Origin of the sequence: Chryseobacterium gotjawalense (genome assembly GCF_030012525.1) — a bacterium.
Taxonomy (GTDB): Bacteria; Bacteroidota; Bacteroidia; order Flavobacteriales; family Weeksellaceae; genus Kaistella; species Kaistella gotjawalense.
In genome coordinates this window covers 1,973,486-1,989,614 of sequence record NZ_CP124855.1, presented here as the reverse complement: position 1 = coordinate 1,989,614, position 16,129 = coordinate 1,973,486, and the positions used below count along the sequence as shown (strand labels likewise).

16 protein-coding genes are annotated in these 16,129 nt (G+C 37.7%); 5 read left to right on the top strand and 11 right to left on the bottom strand.

The window, feature by feature from the left end; translation table 11 throughout:
* Positions 1-5: 5 nt before the first annotated feature.
* From QGN23_RS09010 to QGN23_RS09000, 3 genes are all read right to left on the bottom strand, one after another.
* A complete protein-coding gene (locus tag QGN23_RS09010; protein WP_282903995.1) occupies positions 6-431 on the bottom strand; it encodes a deoxycytidylate deaminase in 426 nt (141 codons plus the stop codon).
* A gap of 34 nt (positions 432-465) precedes the next feature.
* Complete coding sequence (locus QGN23_RS09005) at positions 466-1,233, bottom strand: enoyl-CoA hydratase/isomerase family protein (RefSeq protein ID WP_282903994.1); 768 nt, start codon at positions 1,231-1,233, stop codon at positions 466-468.
* Positions 1,234-1,344: 111 nt separating this feature from the next.
* Entirely contained in the window at positions 1,345-2,835 is a 1,491-nt protein-coding gene (locus tag QGN23_RS09000) for a catalase (protein ID WP_282903993.1), read from the bottom strand.
* A gap of 90 nt (positions 2,836-2,925) precedes the next feature.
* Here QGN23_RS09000 and QGN23_RS08995 point away from each other — a divergent pair, with 90 nt between their 5' ends.
* The 5 genes from QGN23_RS08995 (at position 2,926) to QGN23_RS08975 (ending at position 7,576) form a co-directional block, all read left to right on the top strand.
* On the top strand, positions 2,926-3,879 hold the full coding sequence (locus tag QGN23_RS08995) for a hydrogen peroxide-inducible genes activator (protein ID WP_282903992.1): 954 nt from the start codon (positions 2,926-2,928) through the stop codon (positions 3,877-3,879).
* Between the two features lie 188 nt (positions 3,880-4,067).
* Entirely contained in the window at positions 4,068-5,348 is a 1,281-nt protein-coding gene (gene metK, locus QGN23_RS08990; protein WP_282903991.1) for a methionine adenosyltransferase, read from the top strand.
* A 71-nt stretch (positions 5,349-5,419) separates the two neighbouring features.
* Entirely contained in the window at positions 5,420-5,911 is a 492-nt protein-coding gene (locus QGN23_RS08985) for a hypothetical protein (RefSeq protein WP_282903990.1), read from the top strand.
* A gap of 176 nt (positions 5,912-6,087) precedes the next feature.
* The gene (locus QGN23_RS08980; protein WP_282903989.1) at positions 6,088-6,678 is read left to right on the top strand and encodes an RNA polymerase sigma factor; all 591 of its coding nucleotides are present in this window, start codon (positions 6,088-6,090) and stop codon (positions 6,676-6,678) included.
* A 202-nt stretch (positions 6,679-6,880) separates the two neighbouring features.
* The gene (locus QGN23_RS08975; protein WP_282903988.1) at positions 6,881-7,576 is read left to right on the top strand and encodes a YjjG family noncanonical pyrimidine nucleotidase; all 696 of its coding nucleotides are present in this window, start codon (positions 6,881-6,883) and stop codon (positions 7,574-7,576) included.
* A gap of 50 nt (positions 7,577-7,626) precedes the next feature.
* On the opposite strand, the gene trpS is transcribed toward QGN23_RS08975, so the two are convergent.
* The 8 genes from trpS to QGN23_RS08935 all read right to left on the bottom strand — a co-directional run bounded on the left by trpS (position 7,627) and on the right by QGN23_RS08935 (position 16,009).
* Positions 7,627-8,595, bottom strand: coding sequence for a tryptophan--tRNA ligase (trpS, locus tag QGN23_RS08970; RefSeq protein WP_282903987.1), 969 nt, complete (start codon positions 8,593-8,595; stop codon positions 7,627-7,629).
* 200 nt (positions 8,596-8,795) lie between these two features.
* Positions 8,796-9,434 (bottom strand): lipoprotein signal peptidase, encoded by a 639-nt coding sequence (locus tag QGN23_RS08965; RefSeq protein WP_282903986.1) that lies wholly within the window; start codon positions 9,432-9,434, stop codon positions 8,796-8,798.
* Positions 9,434-9,634 carry a DUF2683 family protein gene (locus tag QGN23_RS08960; protein WP_282903985.1) on the bottom strand — a complete coding sequence of 67 codons (201 nt, stop codon included), beginning with the start codon at positions 9,632-9,634 and terminating at the stop codon, positions 9,434-9,436. Before QGN23_RS08960 ends, QGN23_RS08965 begins: the two co-directional genes overlap by 1 nt.
* A 7-nt stretch (positions 9,635-9,641) precedes the next feature.
* Positions 9,642-9,884 (bottom strand): DUF6576 domain-containing protein, encoded by a 243-nt coding sequence (locus tag QGN23_RS08955; RefSeq protein ID WP_282903984.1) that lies wholly within the window; start codon positions 9,882-9,884, stop codon positions 9,642-9,644.
* 82 nt (positions 9,885-9,966) lie between these two features.
* Positions 9,967-10,347, bottom strand: coding sequence for a TraR/DksA family transcriptional regulator (locus tag QGN23_RS08950; protein ID WP_133439039.1), 381 nt, complete (start codon positions 10,345-10,347; stop codon positions 9,967-9,969).
* Positions 10,348-10,395: 48 nt separating this feature from the next.
* A complete protein-coding gene (gene ileS, locus QGN23_RS08945) occupies positions 10,396-13,896 on the bottom strand; it encodes an isoleucine--tRNA ligase (RefSeq protein ID WP_282903983.1) in 3,501 nt (1,166 codons plus the stop codon).
* Between the two features lie 92 nt (positions 13,897-13,988).
* A complete protein-coding gene (locus QGN23_RS08940; RefSeq protein ID WP_282903982.1) occupies positions 13,989-15,440 on the bottom strand; it encodes a sensor histidine kinase in 1,452 nt (483 codons plus the stop codon).
* Between the two features lie 68 nt (positions 15,441-15,508).
* A complete protein-coding gene (locus tag QGN23_RS08935; protein WP_282903981.1) occupies positions 15,509-16,009 on the bottom strand; it encodes a DUF2062 domain-containing protein in 501 nt (166 codons plus the stop codon).
* Between the last annotated feature and the right edge of the window lie 120 nt (positions 16,010-16,129).

Here is a 16,129-nt window from a genome sequence, read left to right as displayed (position 1 = left end):
GTTTTTTATTTTAGGTCATCAAAGGGAACTTGTAAAATTTCAATTCCGTGATTTTTTAGAAATTCAATTCCATCATTATCCTTATAATGATCCACATAGACCAGTTTTTTAATCCCGGCCTGCAGAATGAGTTTACTGCATTCTTTACAGGGCGATAAGGTAAGGTAGAGTGTGGCGTCTTTCGCAGACTGGGTGGAGCGGGCCAATTTCAGTATGGCATTCGCTTCGGCATGCAAAACAAACCAGTGGGTTTCGCCGGCGGCATTTTCACAGCAGTTTTCAAAGCCGGAAGGAGTTCCGTTATAACCGTCTGAAATAATCATGCGGTCTTTCACGATGAGCGCTCCAACTTGCTTGCGTTTGCAGTAGGAGAGTTTGGCCCATTCATTTGCCATTTTTAAATAGGCAATGTCAAATTTGGTTACGATCAAAAATTTATTGTTTTTAAGATTTAGGGAATTGGTTTTAAAAAGAGGGTTTTCTTTTTTCTAAAAAAGCAGCAACTCCTTCTTTTTTATCTTCCATTTCAAAGAGTTCACCAAACGATTTCATTTCAGTTTCGAAACCCTGGACGGTATCATACTGATTGACGGCAGCAATCGCTTTGGAAATTCCCATAGGTGAATTCTGAGCGATGGTATTTGCAAGTTCTTTGGTCTTTGGTAAAAGTTCTTCTAAACTAAAAACTTCGTTAACCAAACCGATTTCTTTTGCCCGTTGTGCCGGAATCATCTTTGCGGAGAAAATTAATTCATTGGCCAGGCCTTTTCCGACTAGTTTTGGTAACCGCTGAGTTCCTCCATAACCCGGGATTAGTCCTAAAGTTACTTCCGGCAATCCTAACCGCGCGTTTTCTGAAGCATACCGAATGTGGCAGGCCATGGCTAATTCTAAACCGCCACCCAAGGCAAAACCATTTACCGCAGCGATAACAGGTTTGTTGAGGTTTTCGATTTTATTAAAAAGAATATGCTGCCCGTTTCTGGACAAATCTTCAGCAGCGGCAGTTCCGAAATCAGAAAACTCTTTGATGTCGGCTCCTGCAACAAAAGATTTTTCACCGCTGCCGGTGATGATCACGGCTCTGTATTGGGAGTCGGCAGAAACTTCGTCTAAAGCCTGGCTCAATTCCAGAATGGTTTTTGCATTGAGTGCATTTAAACTTTGTGGACGGTTAATTGTGATAACCGCAGTTTTTTGGTCCGTTTCTAAAATTATATTTTCGTACGACATTGTAATACCTTGTTAAGTGTTTTAGTACTGTGCAAATTAATGAATTTTTCCCACTTTGGCGGGCTGGGGACAATATTGATTTTTTAAGACAATTTCTTTGGTAATGATTTTCTATTTTGTAGAATGACTCATCATGTTCGAATCAATATTAACCTGTAAAGCCATGGCGATTTTCATTCCCAGTTCGATGTTTGCCCGGAAGAAATGACACAATTGACGATTGATAATTTCATCTCTTTTCGGTCCGGTAATCCCTTTCATCGAAGCTACAATGTTTGAGACCAGATTTTGCCGGTCTGTTTCATTCATTGCTTTGGTGTACAATAATCCCGGTTGGGTATAATGGTCGTCATCATTTTCATTCCGGCTAAAGTTCGCAACATGATTGCTGTCCAGGTCTTCTTCGAAATTTTTATACGCAGATTGTGGTTTGATTTCATCAAAACTGTTGGGGTAGTAGTTGGGTGCATCTTTGTATTGGCTGGAATCGGCCATCGCGCCATCTCTTTGGTAATTGTTCACCGCAAAAGGGCAGCGGTTTACTTCCAGCAAATGGGAGTTTGCGCCAACTCTGTATCGGTGTGCATCCGGGTAAGAAAAAAGACGGCCCTGCAACATTTTGTCCGGAGAAAAACTGATTCCGTTAACTAAATTGCTCGGTGAAAAGGTAGACTGTTCTACATGAGCAAAATAATTGACCGGAATTTCATTCAGTTCCATTTCGCCCACTTCAATTAAAGGGAATTCATCATGGAACCAAACTTTAGTAACATCAAAAGGATTCCAGCGAAATTCTTTGGCCTGCTCACCGGTCATTATCTGGATATACAAGGTCCATTTTGGGAAGTTGCCTTCTTCAATCGCGGTCATTAAATCTTCCTGTGCGAAATCCGGATTTTCTCCCTTCATTTTCACGGCATCATCATGACTGAAATTTTTTATTTCCTGTTTTGTTTTAAAGTGGAACTTCACCCAAACTCTTTCATTCGAATCGTTAATCATTGAAAAAGTGTGAGATCCGAAACCGTGCATGTGCCTATAGCCATAAGGGGTTCCCCGATCCGACATCAATATTAAAACCTGGTGCAGTGATTCCGGATTAAAACTCCAGAAATCCCACATCATCGTTGCGCTTTTTAGATTCGTTTTTGGAATTCGTTTTTGGGTATGAATAAAATCCGGAAATTTTTTAGCGTCTTTAATGAAAAACACCGGCGTATTGTTTCCGACCAAATCCCAATTTCCATCTTCGGTATAAAATTTCACCGCAAAACCTCTTGGGTCTCTTTCTGTATCTGCACTTCCTTTTTCGCCGCCCACGGTAGAAAATCTTGTGAAGATCCGGCAGGAATTTCCCACTTTAGAAAAGAGTTTGGCTTTGGTGAACTGTGAAATATCATGGGTTACGGTAAATTTCCCGTATGCGCCAGTACCTTTTGCGTGTACGACTCTTTCGGGGATCCTTTCCCGGACGAAATGAGCCAAATTTTCCTGTAAGATGAAGTCCTGTAATAAAACCGGTCCTCTTGGGCCTGCTGTTTGGGAATCTTCGTGGTCGTAATAAGCAATTCCGGACGAGTTGGTTAGTTTGCGATCGCTCATATTGTTGATTTTAATAAACCTCAAATTTATTTAAAATTAATTACAATTTGGCAAAATCTAAGTATATTTGACCTAGACTAAATTAACCTCATGAATATTCAGCAACTGGAATACCTTATCGCAGTCGATAAATATAAGCACTTTGGCAATGCCGCTCAAGCCTGTTTCATTACCCAACCAACATTGAGTGCAATGATTCAAAAGTTTGAGGACGAAATGGATGTTAAAATCTTTGACCGCACCACCCATCCCATCAGAACAACGGATGTAGGAATTCACATTATTATAGAGGCAAAAAAGGTGGTGGATGCTATTAACGAGTTAAGAAGTAAGGCGAATCTTCTCAATAATGTTTTGGCGGGCAAACTTAATTTGGGCGTGCTCCCTACCATTTCCGGATTTATTTTACCCACGGAAATTTTTGACTTTCTAAAAACTCATCCTAAAATTGAACTCAATCTTAAGGAGATGACCACCGAGAATATCATTAAAGCCTTGAAAACCGGTGAGCTCGACGCAGGAATTATTTCTACTCCTTACGCCGCTGCCAATGAATTTTATCATGATTTTTTATTTAATGAAGAACTCATGATTTATGCGGCAGATGACAGTACAGTAGAAAAGAAAGACAGCTTCGTGGTTCCGGAAGATATCGATGTGCAGAAAGTGTGGCTTCTGGAAGAAGGAAACTGTCTGAGAACCCAGTTTGAAAACATTTGTGAATTAAAAGAAAATACGGTAAAGCCAAAGAATCTTGAGTTCGTTGCTTCCAATATCAATACATTGGTTCAACTGGTAGATAAATTAGGTGGGATCAGTATTCTCCCGGAGCTTGCTGTAGAACAATTAAGCGATCAGCAGAAAAAGAAAGTAAAAAGATTCAGAGCTCCTTTTCCTTACCGCGAGATTTCGGTAATTTATTATAAACCAACATACAAACAGAAAATTCTAGACGAACTGATTGAGTTTATTGCGGGCTCGTTGAATAGCAAACTTAATTACAACAAAAACCCGGATGAATTTGTCGGAATAAAACCGCAATAATTTTTAACTACAAAATAAATTTTGTGCTTTAATAAATAGTGGCTAAATTTGCACCAATAATTTACCAGAGGAAAAATTTGTACTGATTGCAACCTCATTAAAAAATGCTAAAACCGATTTTCTCTTTTAGTTTCTCTTGCAATCACCTAATTTTCTTCTATTTTTTTAATTAAAAAAACAATAGAAATATGTCTTATTTATTTACCTCTGAGTCGGTATCCGAAGGACACCCAGATAAAGTGGCTGATCAAATATCAGATGCCTTAATCGATAACTTCCTCGCTAATGATCCACAATCAAAAGTGGCTTGTGAGACATTAGTCACCACAGGACAAGTCGTTTTGGCAGGTGAAGTGAAGTCAACTGCTTATCTTGATGTACAGGATATTGCCAGAAGAGTAATTAACGGAATTGGCTATACCAAAGGAGAATACATGTTCGCGGGGGATTCCTGCGGAGTTATTTCCTGTATTCACGAGCAGTCTTCCAATATTAATCAGGGAGTTGACCGTGCTCACGAAAGTGATGATTTCGATACCAAAGCCAATCTGCAGGGAGCGGGGGATCAGGGAATGATGTTCGGTTACGCAACCAACGAGACCGATAACTATATGCCGCTGGCACTTGATCTGGCCCACACGATCCTTAAAGAATTAGCTGTTTTAAGAAGAGAAAACGACGCTGTAAAGTATCTTCGTCCTGATGCAAAATCACAGGTGACCATCGAGTATTCGGATGACCATAAACCGGTTAGGATAGACTCCATCGTGGTTTCTACCCAGCACGATGATTTTGGAAGCGATGAAGCGATGTCGGCAAAAATCGAGAAAGACATGATCGAAATCTTGATTCCGAAAGTGAAAGCGAAACAAAAGAAAGAAATTCAGGATTTATTCAACGATAAGATCAAATACCACATTAACCCGACCGGAAAATTTGTAATCGGTGGACCACACGGTGACACAGGTTTGACGGGTCGAAAAATCATCGTAGATACTTATGGCGGAAAAGGCGCGCACGGTGGTGGTGCTTTCTCCGGAAAAGACCCGTCAAAAGTAGATAGAAGTGCGGCTTATGCGGTTCGTCATATTGCGAAAAACTTAGTTGCAGCAGGAATTGCAGATGAGATTTTGGTACAGGTTTCTTACGCGATCGGTGTTGCTGAACCTTGTGGTTTATATGTTAATACTTATGGAACTTCAAAACTTGGTTTGCATGATGGCGACATTTCAGAAAGAATTCAGAAAATTTTTGATTTAAGACCTTATGCAATTGAGCAGAACCTAAAATTGAGAAATCCGATTTATCAGGAAACCGCTTCGTACGGACACATGGGAAGAGAGCCTTATGTTGCTGATAAAACCTTTAGAAAAGCAACCGGCGAAGAGTTCACCATTAAAGATTTAGAATTCTTTACTTGGGAGAAACTCGACAAAGTTGATGAAATAAAGAAAGAATTTAATCTTTAAAAAATATAAAGAACTGCTTTTTCAGAAATGTTAAAGCAGTTTTTTTTATCTTTATCCCCAATAAATATTTGATGATGGCCAAGAAATCTGTTTTTTCAATACTGTTATTTTTCATGTTTTTCGGTGTTTCGAAAGCCCAATTCACCGTTCACAAAATGGTTCATGCGGGATACGTTTATCAAAATCAAAGTTTTGCAGAACTGGGCGGAAGATTGCTTTTTCTGAAAAATGACGATATGATTTACCGCTTAGGAGTTGCCGGAATGATTGGGAGTGTCAATGGTCAATTTGCTGTCGTACCCAAAATTCAGGGTGATATCTTGCTCAATTTTGCACGGAATGTAGATTTATACCATTCCATTTATTTTTTGGCAGGAGCCGAAGCAACTACGAAATATGTCGCACCAAAAGCAGGAGTCACTTTATTTGGGTTGATTGACTTCAGCGGAGGGTACGCTTTCCCGATTGATCAGGCGGGAATTAACGGAAAAGAGCTGAAAGGATTCAATTTTAATTTTACGATAAACCTACCATTAGTCATGCTTCACGATTTATTGAAATGATTTTTTTGTATTTTTTTATTAATTAGTTAACAGAGTATTAACTTTTTTACTACTTTAGCCAATCACAATAAAGTCCATTTTATAGATCATAAACCTCTATTAGTTTTTTAATATCTGAATTTTAAAAGCCCCAATATAATGGGACATAAATTCCTGAATAAATACAGAATAGAGTTATGGATAATAATACAGACAGTTGGCTGATCTCGAATTTCAAAAACGGTAACGAAAAAGCGCTCGCCGTACTTATTGAAAGACACCAAAAAGAAATTTTCACCTTCATTTTTTATAAAATAATGGACGAAACCCTGGCAAATGATGTTTTCCAGGATACTTTCATGAAAATTATTGTTACGCTGAAAGAAGGCAAATATAACGAAGAAGGCAAATTTGTCTTATGGGCAAAACGCATCGCACACAATCTGGTCATCGATCATTTCCGGCTGAAAGCAAAGCATAACAAAGTCTCAGAAACGTCTTATGATAATGAAGAGTTTTCTATTTTTGATTTGATCGCCGGGAAAGAGGAAAATATTGAAGACCAATTGATCAGCAGGCAAATTCAGGAAGATTTGATGAGGATGCTGGATTATTTGCCGGAGAATCAACAGGAAGTTGTCCGGTTGCGGTTTTTCGACGGGCTGTCTTTTAAAGAAATTGCAGATCAGACCGGTTCCAGTATCAATACCACATTGGGTAGGGTTCGTTACGCCCTCATTAACTTAAGAAAAATTATGGATGAACATCAAATTGTTTTAACCAGATAATAATATTCAAATTTTTTCGTTTTTAAGTTAAACTTTTCGCGTATGAAAAAAATTGACACTTTGAACGAAAAACGATTGACACCCAAGAAACAGACCATTGATTTTTTGCTCCGCTATTCTCAGAGTATTCAGGTAATAAAATTGAAATCAAAAAACCTTATTGTTTCTAAAAACTGATCTTATTTTCTTAAATTTGTGCTGTATGAAAATTCAGCACATTTTTTTTGACCTCGACAATACCCTTTGGGATCACCGCGGAAACGCCTTTTTAACTTTAAAGGAAATTTTCAGAAGACAACAGGTTCGCGATAAATATAATTTAGAGTTCGATGATTTCCACCGGGAATATTTCACCATCAATGAGCGGCTTTGGGAACAGATCCGCGACGGAGAAATAGATAAAGATTATTTGAGAAAACACCGTTTCTATGATTCTTTCCTCTTTTTTGGGATTGATGATTTCGATTTGGCTCAAACCTTTGAAAGTAATTTTCTGGATGAAATCATTAATTATAATGATTTGGTCGAAGGCGCTTTTGAAATTTTAGAATACCTTTATGATAAAGGCTATAAACTGCATATTCTCTCTAATGGTTTTAAAGAAGTTACGCATAAAAAATGTGAACTTTCGGGAATCCAAAATTACTTTCAAACCATAACAAGTGCAGATGAAATCAACATCAGAAAACCACAGCCTGAGATTTACGAGTATGCTTTGAAAAAAGCCGGTGCTTCGGCGGCGGAATCCATCATGATTGGTGACGACTGGATTGCCGATGTAGAAGGCGGAAAATCCTTTGGCTTACAGGTAATTTATTTTGATGTATTCGATGATAAATTTGAAGCAGATGACGTGCAGGTGATCAAGAAATTAATGGAGTTAAAAGAACTTTTATAAAAAGAAAACCTTTCCAAAATCGGAAAGGTTTTTTCTTGGTCTTAATTGAACTAAACTCCAACGCTTTTTCGAACCCGCGCTAATGTTTCCAGAGCAATTACTTTCGTTTTCGCTGCGCCTTCCTGTAGTTTTTCCTCCAGTTCCGGCAAGTTGTTCATATAATACGTGAACAATTCTCTTTCCTTTGCAAATCGGGTTAAAATCAAATTCAGCAATTCTGTTTTGGCGTGACCATACCCGAAATTTCCGGCTAAATATTTTTGTCTTAAAGTTTCGGTTTGTTCAGGGGTTGCAATCAATTCGTACAAAGCAAAAACTTTGTCTGTGGCAGGATCTTTCTGATCTTCCAGAGATTTCGAATCGGTTTCTATTCCCATTACCTGTTTTTTCAGTTCTTTTTCCGGCAGGAAAATATTGATAATATTCCCTCTCGATTTCGACATTTTCTGGCCGTCGGTTCCCGGAACATATTTCGTGTCTTCCTGTAATTTTGCTTGCGGTAAAACGAACACTTCACCCATTTGATGGTTGAATCTCGCACCCATATCACGCGCCATTTCCAGGTGCTGTAACTGGTCTTTTCCTACTGGAACAATTTCCGCGTCGTATAACAGAATATCTGCGGCCATCAATACAGGATAGGTAAATAATCCAGCATTCACATCGTCTAAGCGGTCGGCTTTGTCTTTAAAAGAATGCGCCAGCGTTAATCTTTGGTAAGGAAAAAAACAGGATAAATACCAAGTCAGTTCACAGGTTTCCGGGATGTCACTTTGCCTGTAAAAAAAAGTTTTGTCGGTATCTAAACCACAGGCAAGCCATGCTGCAGCGATTTCGTAGGTATTTTGTTTCAGTTCTGCCGCATTTTTTATCTGTGTTAAAGAGTGTAGATTTGCGATAAACAAAAATGATTCGTTTTCCGGCTTTTTAGATAATTCAATGGCGGGAATAATCGCTCCTAAAAGATTTCCCAAATGCGGTGTTCCGGTTGCCTGTATTCCTGTAAGTATTCTGGACATGTATTTTGATCTAATTTAGGAGCAAAAATACAAAACAAAACCTCTTTTGGCAAACATGGATTTTTGCAGATTATTGGGCTTGCTTTGACTGAGTAAGTTATTCAATCGTATGACTTCCCCCGGAAGGTAATAAAAATTCCCAATACCGTGAGTATCAGGAATGCTGTGACTGTATTTTTAGTAGGTCTCATTTAATCATTTTAAAAATCCAGACCATGTGGTAACGCTTTTTTTCTGAAAATTAATAATAATACTGCGCCTACTGTAATGGCAGAATCTGCCACATTAAAAATGTATTTAAAGAATTCAATATGTCTGCCACCAATTAAGGGAAAAGTTGGAGGAACATGCCAATCGACCAATGGGAAATGAAGCATATCTACGACACAGCCTTTCATAAAGGTAGAATAGCCTTCACTGAAAGGAACGGTTTTAGATATTCCGCCATATTCAATCCATCTGCCGATACTTTCGTCATAAACGGTTCCGCTGTCGAAGATCATTCCGTAGAACATCCCATCGATTAAATTGCCGATCGCGCCGGCGAAAATCATCGCCATGGGAATTAATAAATAATTGCTAGCTCCTTCTTTCAGCCATTTGCTGAAAAGGTAAACCATTCCGCCAATTAAAAATACGCGGATGATGACCAGAAAATATTTTCCAATCAAACCACCGAAGTGAAATCCATAAGCCATCCCCGGATTTTCTACAAAAGTCAATTTGAAACCTGGAAATACAGGAATGCTTTCTCCTAAATTAAAATGCGTTTTGATATAAAATTTTGAAACCTGATCGATTAAAAGAATGATAAAAGTAATTAATGCTATTTTCTTCATTACAAGTCGTTCTTTGGTTTGTCTTTAAAAGTTCTGACAGGTTTTGCGGATTTATCTGACGCTGTTTTTGGTTCAAATTTGGGAGCAGCATTGTGATTTCTGGTGTGAAATTTTTCATATTTAATGCCCATGTCTTTCATCACGCTTTTCAGTGCATTGAGTTCCATTTGATTTTTTGGGTGAACTATAAGTGATTCCATTTTTATTTTATTTTTTTGAAAGTTCGTCGAGTCGTTTTCTGTCTTCAGATGACAAATCATTTAATCCGTTTTTTCCGATTTTGCTTAGGATTTTGTCAATCTCCTTTTCACGGTCTTTTTTTAGAGCATTATACCGATCATCAATGGTGTAGTTTTTCTCCGGATTTGGGCTTATTTTTTCTTTAATCTCTTTTCGGAAGAAATAGATAAAAATCACGACCAGGGCAAGTAAGATGAGTATGGTATTCATGAATGTAAAAGATAAATGCACAAAGTATTCTGTATAGAGAAATACAGCATACTTTGTACATTATTCATGTTACGCGATCGATTTATCGCTGCATATTTTTTGCCTCGATGCTCAAAGTAGCGTGTGGAACAGCCATCAATCTTTCCTTTGGGATTAATTTTCCGGTAACTCTACAGATTCCATAAGTTTTATTTTCAATACGAATCAAAGCGTTTTTTAAGTCACGCACAAATTTTTCCTGTCTTCCGGCCAGGATCGAGTTTTGCTCTTTGCTCAAGGTTTCGGCGCCTTCTTCAAAAGCTTTGAAGGTTGGCGAGGTGTCATCAGTCCCATTATTTTGGTCATTGATGAAACTTTCTCTGATCAGCATTAAATCTTTTTCTGCTTTATCTATTTTTGCCTGAATAATCACTTTAAATTCCTGTAAGTCAGCATCGCTGTACTTTTGTCTGTCTTCTGCCATAGTTGTATTTTTTTTAATAAACCCGTTTCAACAGGTCATCGTGTTTTGTTATTTTTTTTGAACATCTACTTTGAATTTGAGCTCATCGATCTCAATCTCATCAAAATTTGAGAGTGAATTTACAATTTCTATTCTATCTGACAATACTTCTGCTGAAATATATGCCTCATTGTTGATAATTTCTTTTTCGAAAGGATTATTTTCTTCCAGACGTATTGTAATTCTGTCCGTTAAGTCGAATTCTTTATCTTTTCTTAAATTCTGAACTCTGTTGATGAATTCGCGGGCGATTCCTTCCGCTTTTAATTCGTCGGTCAAGGTCAAATCCAGTGCCACGGTTAGTTTTCCTTCACTTGTTACTGTCCAGCCCGGGATATCTTTCGTGAAAATTTCCACATCATCTAATGAAATTTCATACCCTTGAATTTCCATTTTTCCTTCTTTTTCTAAAGTAGAAATTTGTTCGGCCGTAAAACTGGTGATTTCGCCGGCGACCGTTTTCATGTCTTTTCCAAGCCGCGCACCCAAAGTTTTGAAGTTGGGTTTAATCTGCTTTACAATTAAATCAGCAGCTTCATCTGCATTAATCAATTGCAGTTCTTTTACATTCACTTCCTGTTTTACCAGTTCGGAAACGGCTAAAATCTGTGCTTCTGTTTTTTTATCCAAAACCGGAATCATCACTTTTTGAAGGGGCTGTCTTACTTTGATGTTTTCTTTCTTTCTTAATGAAAATACCATCGACGTAATTTGTTGTGCCAGGTGCGTTTTCTCCACCAAATCCTGATCGATCAAACTTTCATTCGCTTTCGGGAAATCGGTTAAGTGAATCGATTCTGCTTCATTCTTTCCGGTGATTTTATTCAAATCCTGATACAATTGATCCATAAAGAACGGAGCAATCGGCGCTGAAATTTTAGCAACTGTTTCTAAACAGATATACAGCGTTTGATAGGCGGAAATTTTATCTTCAGAATAATCGCCTTTCCAGAATCTTCTTCGGCAAAGTCTTACATACCAGTTGCTTAAGTTGTCATTAACAAAATTATTAATGGCTCTCGCTACTTTTGTAGGTTCGTAATCTTCATAGAAAGCGGTGACCTCTTGGACCAATAAATTAAGTTCTGATAAAATCCATCGGTCGATTTCTGGGCGGTTTTCTACGTCTTTTTCAGCATAAGTAAATCCGTCAACATTCGCATAAAGAGCGAAGAATGAATACGTGTTATATAAAGTTCCGAAGAATTTTCGACGCACTTCGTCAATTCCTTCTAAATCGAATTTAAGGTTTTCCCAAGGATTTGCATTTGCAATCATATACCAACGCGTAGCATCGGGACCGTATTTTTCTAAAGTGGAAAATGGATCAACGGCATTGCCTAAACGTTTCGACATTTTTTGGCCGTTTTTGTCCAGAACCAAACCATTTGACATTACATTTTTGTACGCTACCGAATCAAAAACTGACGTTGCGATCGCATGCAAAGTGTAAAACCAACCTCTTGTCTGGTCAACTCCTTCAGCGATAAAATCTGCCGGGAAAGCTTTTCTTTCGTCGATCATTTCCTTGTTTTCAAAAGGATAATGCAGTTGCGCATAAGGCATTGAACCTGAATCAAACCAAACATCAATTAAGTCAGATTCACGATTCATCGGTTTTCCTGAGGCTGAAACCAGAATGATTTCGTCCACAATGTTTTTATGCAAATCTATAGTTGCATAATTCTCTTTCGACATATTTCCAACTTCGAACGCAGCAAAAGGATTTTCGGTCATGAAACCAGCATCCATTGATTTCTGAATTTCTGCCATCAGTTCTTCCACAGATCCGATGATGATTTCTTCTTTTAAATCTTCGGTTCTCCAGATCGGCAACGGAATTCCCCAATATCTTGATCGGGAAAGATTCCAGTCGTTTACATTGACGAGCCAGTTTGCAAATCTACCTTCACCGGTTGATTTCGGTTTCCAGTTGATAGTTTCATTCAACGCAACCAAACGGTCTTTCACAGCGGTCATTTTCACAAACCAGGAGTCTAGAGGATAATATAAAACCGGTTTGTCGGTTCTCCAGCAATGCGGATAACTGTGTACGTATTTTTCTACTTTAAAGGCTTTGTTTTCTGTTTTTAAAAGAATCGCCAATTCTACATCCCAGGATTTTTCAGGAGCAGTTCCATCATCGTAATATTCATTTTTAATGAATTTTCCTGCAAATAATTCCGGAGTATTTCCTCCTTTTACAAAACGGCCCTGCAAATCGACCAAAGGAACGAGATTATCGTTCTCATCTTTGATTAACATTGGCGAGATCCCGTTTTCTTTGGCAACACGGGCATCATCTGCACCGAAAGTTGGCGCGATATGAACGATTCCGGTTCCGTCTTCTGTCGTTACGAAATCTCCGATAATCACACGGAAAGCTTTGTCAGCATCTTCGGCAGGTAAAAACCATGGAATCAACTGTTCGTATTCGGTTCCGGCTAAATCTGCACCGGTAAATTCCTTTAAAATTTGATAAGGGATCGTTTTGTTTTCGGGACGGTAGTTCGCGAAATCCTCGGGGGTTCCTTCAAAATATTTTTTACCGAAATTCTTTTGTAAAAGCACACTCGCTAAAACAACAGTAATGGGTTCAAAAGTATATTGGTTCAAAGTTTTCACCAGAATATATTCGATATCTCTCCCAACTGCAAGAGCAGTGTTTGAAGGTAAAGTCCACGGTGTTGTAGTCCAGGCAAGGAAATAAACATCAGATTGAATTTTCTCAGTATCAAACTCTTCCCAATGCAATGCTCCTCCGCAGGTGTTTTCTGCTATTTCAGAATGTTCTGTATTGGAATCAGGGTAAGCGATTGCGGATAATTTTTTCCAAGTTTCGCCCGCGTTTTCCGGTGCTTTTTTCAGTTTAAACTGTGCTACCACGGTTGTATCAGAAACATCGCGATACGTTCCCGGCTGATTTAGTTCATGAGAAGACAAACCTGTTCCTGCTGCCGGAGAATACGGTTGGATGGTATATCCTTTATACATTAATTTTTTGTCGTAAAGTTGCTTTAAAAGCCACCAGACAGTTTCCATGTATTTCGGTTCGTATGTGATATACGGATCTTCTAAATCTACCCAATAACCGATTTTTTCGGTAAGATCATTCCATACATCGGTATAGCGCATTACTGCATTTCTACAGGCCTGGTTGTAATCTTCAACAGAAATTTTCTTGCCGATATCTTCTTTCGTAATTCCCAGTTCTTTTTCTACGCCCAGTTCAATAGGCAAACCATGGGTATCCCAACCTGCTTTCCGGAAAACCTGGTTTCCGTTTTGGGTTTGGTAGCGGCAGAAAATATCTTTTAGCGCTCTCGCCATAACGTGGTGAATTCCAGGCATTCCGTTAGCCGAAGGTGGTCCTTCGTAAAATACATATTCAGGCTTGCCATCGCGGATTTCGACAGATTTTTTAAAAGTCTGGTTCTTTTCCCAAAACTGGGAAATGTTCTCGGCAATGGTGGTTAAATCGAGATTTTTATATTCGGTAAACTTCTTCATTTTCAAACAGTTCAATAAGAATTATTCTAATTAATTAAGGTTGCGAATATAATGATTTTCTCGGAATTATGAGGTACGGAATGCGCTAAAGATTATGGAATGGGGATTTCTAAAACCACCATGGTTCCTGTAGGTTGATCATTTTTGTGCAAATCGTAGTATTTAATTTTATACGATTCAGATCCGAAATAGTTTTTCAGCATTTCATCGGCTATTTTAGTTCCTAATGATTTGCTCGAATTGTTACGTCGATTTCGGTTTTTTGCAGCCTCTTTTCTCCCAACTCCATTATCACTGATCTGAATTTCGAGATGTTGGTTTTTGCGCAAAACATCGATATTTATTTTTTTGTCTTCCAGAGTGGCAACACCATGTAAGATTGCGTTTTCGATGAACGTTTGCAAAACCATTGGCGGTAGTTTTATTTTTTCGGAATTTATTTGTTCATCAATGACAATGTTGAAATCAATTTTTTTAGTAAATCTTAAATTTTCAATATCTACATACACTTTAATCGTGTGCAACTCCTGGTCTAAAGTGAATTCTTTCACGGTGGAAGAAACCAGAATTGTCCGGATGATTTGCGAAAACTTGGTGAGGTAGTTCACTGCATTTTCGGTGTCGTGTTCTAGAATGTAATATTTAATTGAATTAAGAGCATTGAAAATAAAGTGAGGGTTCATCTGATTTTGCAGAATGGAAAGTTTCAGGACAGAAATTTCCTGCTGGTATTTGATGCGTTCATTTTCTACCAAAAGTCTTTTCTGGTGTTGCAGATTTATTTTGTCCTTTAATTCTTCATTTTTCTTCATTTCCTCAATCAGGGTTTTATTAAAAGCAACCTTTTCATGATAGGTGATTCTTTGTCTGTGCCCTAACGCAAGTGAAAACGCAATATTTTCGACCATTAACCCGGAAAAATAAATGAAGTCACCCATTCTTACCGTTAAATTCAAAAAGGGTAATCCGCGAATCGAACGTTCTCCTATTAGGGAGCAAATGAATAAAATAATTCCTCCAAAAATAATATAATACTTAAGTTTGTTTTTAACCTTGGTAAGAATATAAAAGGAAATTACCGTGTGAACCGCTATCAGATAAGGAAATATTCTTTTAAAAGAATCAAAATAAAAATCTGAAATACCAGACTTCAGGATAAGAAAAGTAACTGTCGCGATTGTTATTAAAATAAAAACAGGATACACAATGATGTTATGCCATTCTTTGCTCCGTTTTTTTACACTTAAAAACTGAACGAAAAATAAGAAATAAAGACAGTTGAAAATGATAGTGAAAAACTGTTTCGACCGAAAATCAAGATTGAAATATTTTGAAAGGTCAGACAGAAAGCCACTTTCAGCTGCCGGCATATAGGCTAAAAATGAAAAAAAAGTGTAGAAACTGTAGAGAAGATAAGATTTGTCGCGGTTTTGAAAAAAAAGCACCAAATGGTAAACTGAAAGTAAAAGTAATCCGCCCAGAACAGCATATAATATGCTGCCGTAAGTATCTCGCTCAATAATAGTGTTGAATACTTGTGACATAGTTGTTTACCAAGGTTATTGCAAAAGTATGTATTTTAAATTTCTGTTATCAATTAGCTTAAGAATTTTTAAGTTTTTTTTACATCATTTTTTGGCTGCGGATTAAATCTTTCAAGAATGAAATACGACAGAAAGCCTAAAATCAGAGCGCAGCTTACCGATAAAATAAAGCTCCCTATAATATATTGTGTTAAATTATTTTTGATAAATTCAAAATCGAAACTTTGATTTTTTAAACTGGTGGTGTTGCTCACAAAAGGAGCACCGACCATCATCGACAGAAATATGACTAACGGAATCAAAGGAGGGAAGGTAACTTGGGCTGACATAAAAGTCAGCAGCTTGTTCAGTTTAAAATAAACAGATAAAGTAATTGCCAGAAAAGAATGCAGGCCCCAAAATGGCGAGAGCCCAATAAAGACGCCCAATGCAATAGATTTTGCTTTGGTTTCATTGCTGCCGGTGCTTTCTAAAACATTTTCCTTTAAGAATTTTTTGAGTCCTTTTTTGCGGAAATAGCGGTAGAAAACCTTTTGACTTTGAATGGTATTTTGAATGAATTTTTTCAAAAGCGGTTTCTGTTTACCACAAATGTAAGGGTTTTGATTCTTTTTTATTTCGAAAGTAAAAACGGTGAAATAAAAGTGAAAAACGCAGTATTAAAAAAAAACTTCTACTTTTGCAAAAAT

Coding starts and splice junctions, on each gene's coding strand:
- QGN23_RS09005 (WP_282903994.1), bottom strand. CDS start 1,233: ATGTCGTACGAAAATATAATTTTAGAAACGGACCAAAAAACTGCGGTT.
- QGN23_RS09000 (WP_282903993.1), bottom strand. CDS start 2,835: ATGAGCGATCGCAAACTAACCAACTCGTCCGGAATTGCTTATTACGAC.
- QGN23_RS08995 (WP_282903992.1), top strand. CDS start 2,926: ATGAATATTCAGCAACTGGAATACCTTATCGCAGTCGATAAATATAAG.
- metK (WP_282903991.1), top strand. CDS start 4,068: ATGTCTTATTTATTTACCTCTGAGTCGGTATCCGAAGGACACCCAGAT.
- QGN23_RS08985 (WP_282903990.1), top strand. CDS start 5,420: ATGATGGCCAAGAAATCTGTTTTTTCAATACTGTTATTTTTCATGTTT.
- QGN23_RS08980 (WP_282903989.1), top strand. CDS start 6,088: ATGGATAATAATACAGACAGTTGGCTGATCTCGAATTTCAAAAACGGT.
- QGN23_RS08975 (WP_282903988.1), top strand. CDS start 6,881: ATGAAAATTCAGCACATTTTTTTTGACCTCGACAATACCCTTTGGGAT.
- trpS (WP_282903987.1), bottom strand. CDS start 8,595: ATGTCCAGAATACTTACAGGAATACAGGCAACCGGAACACCGCATTTG.
- QGN23_RS08965 (WP_282903986.1), bottom strand. CDS start 9,434: ATGAAGAAAATAGCATTAATTACTTTTATCATTCTTTTAATCGATCAG.
- QGN23_RS08960 (WP_282903985.1), bottom strand. CDS start 9,634: ATGGAATCACTTATAGTTCACCCAAAAAATCAAATGGAACTCAATGCA.
- QGN23_RS08955 (WP_282903984.1), bottom strand. CDS start 9,884: ATGAATACCATACTCATCTTACTTGCCCTGGTCGTGATTTTTATCTAT.
- QGN23_RS08950 (WP_133439039.1), bottom strand. CDS start 10,347: ATGGCAGAAGACAGACAAAAGTACAGCGATGCTGACTTACAGGAATTT.
- ileS (WP_282903983.1), bottom strand. CDS start 13,896: ATGAAGAAGTTTACCGAATATAAAAATCTCGATTTAACCACCATTGCC.
- QGN23_RS08940 (WP_282903982.1), bottom strand. CDS start 15,440: ATGTCACAAGTATTCAACACTATTATTGAGCGAGATACTTACGGCAGC.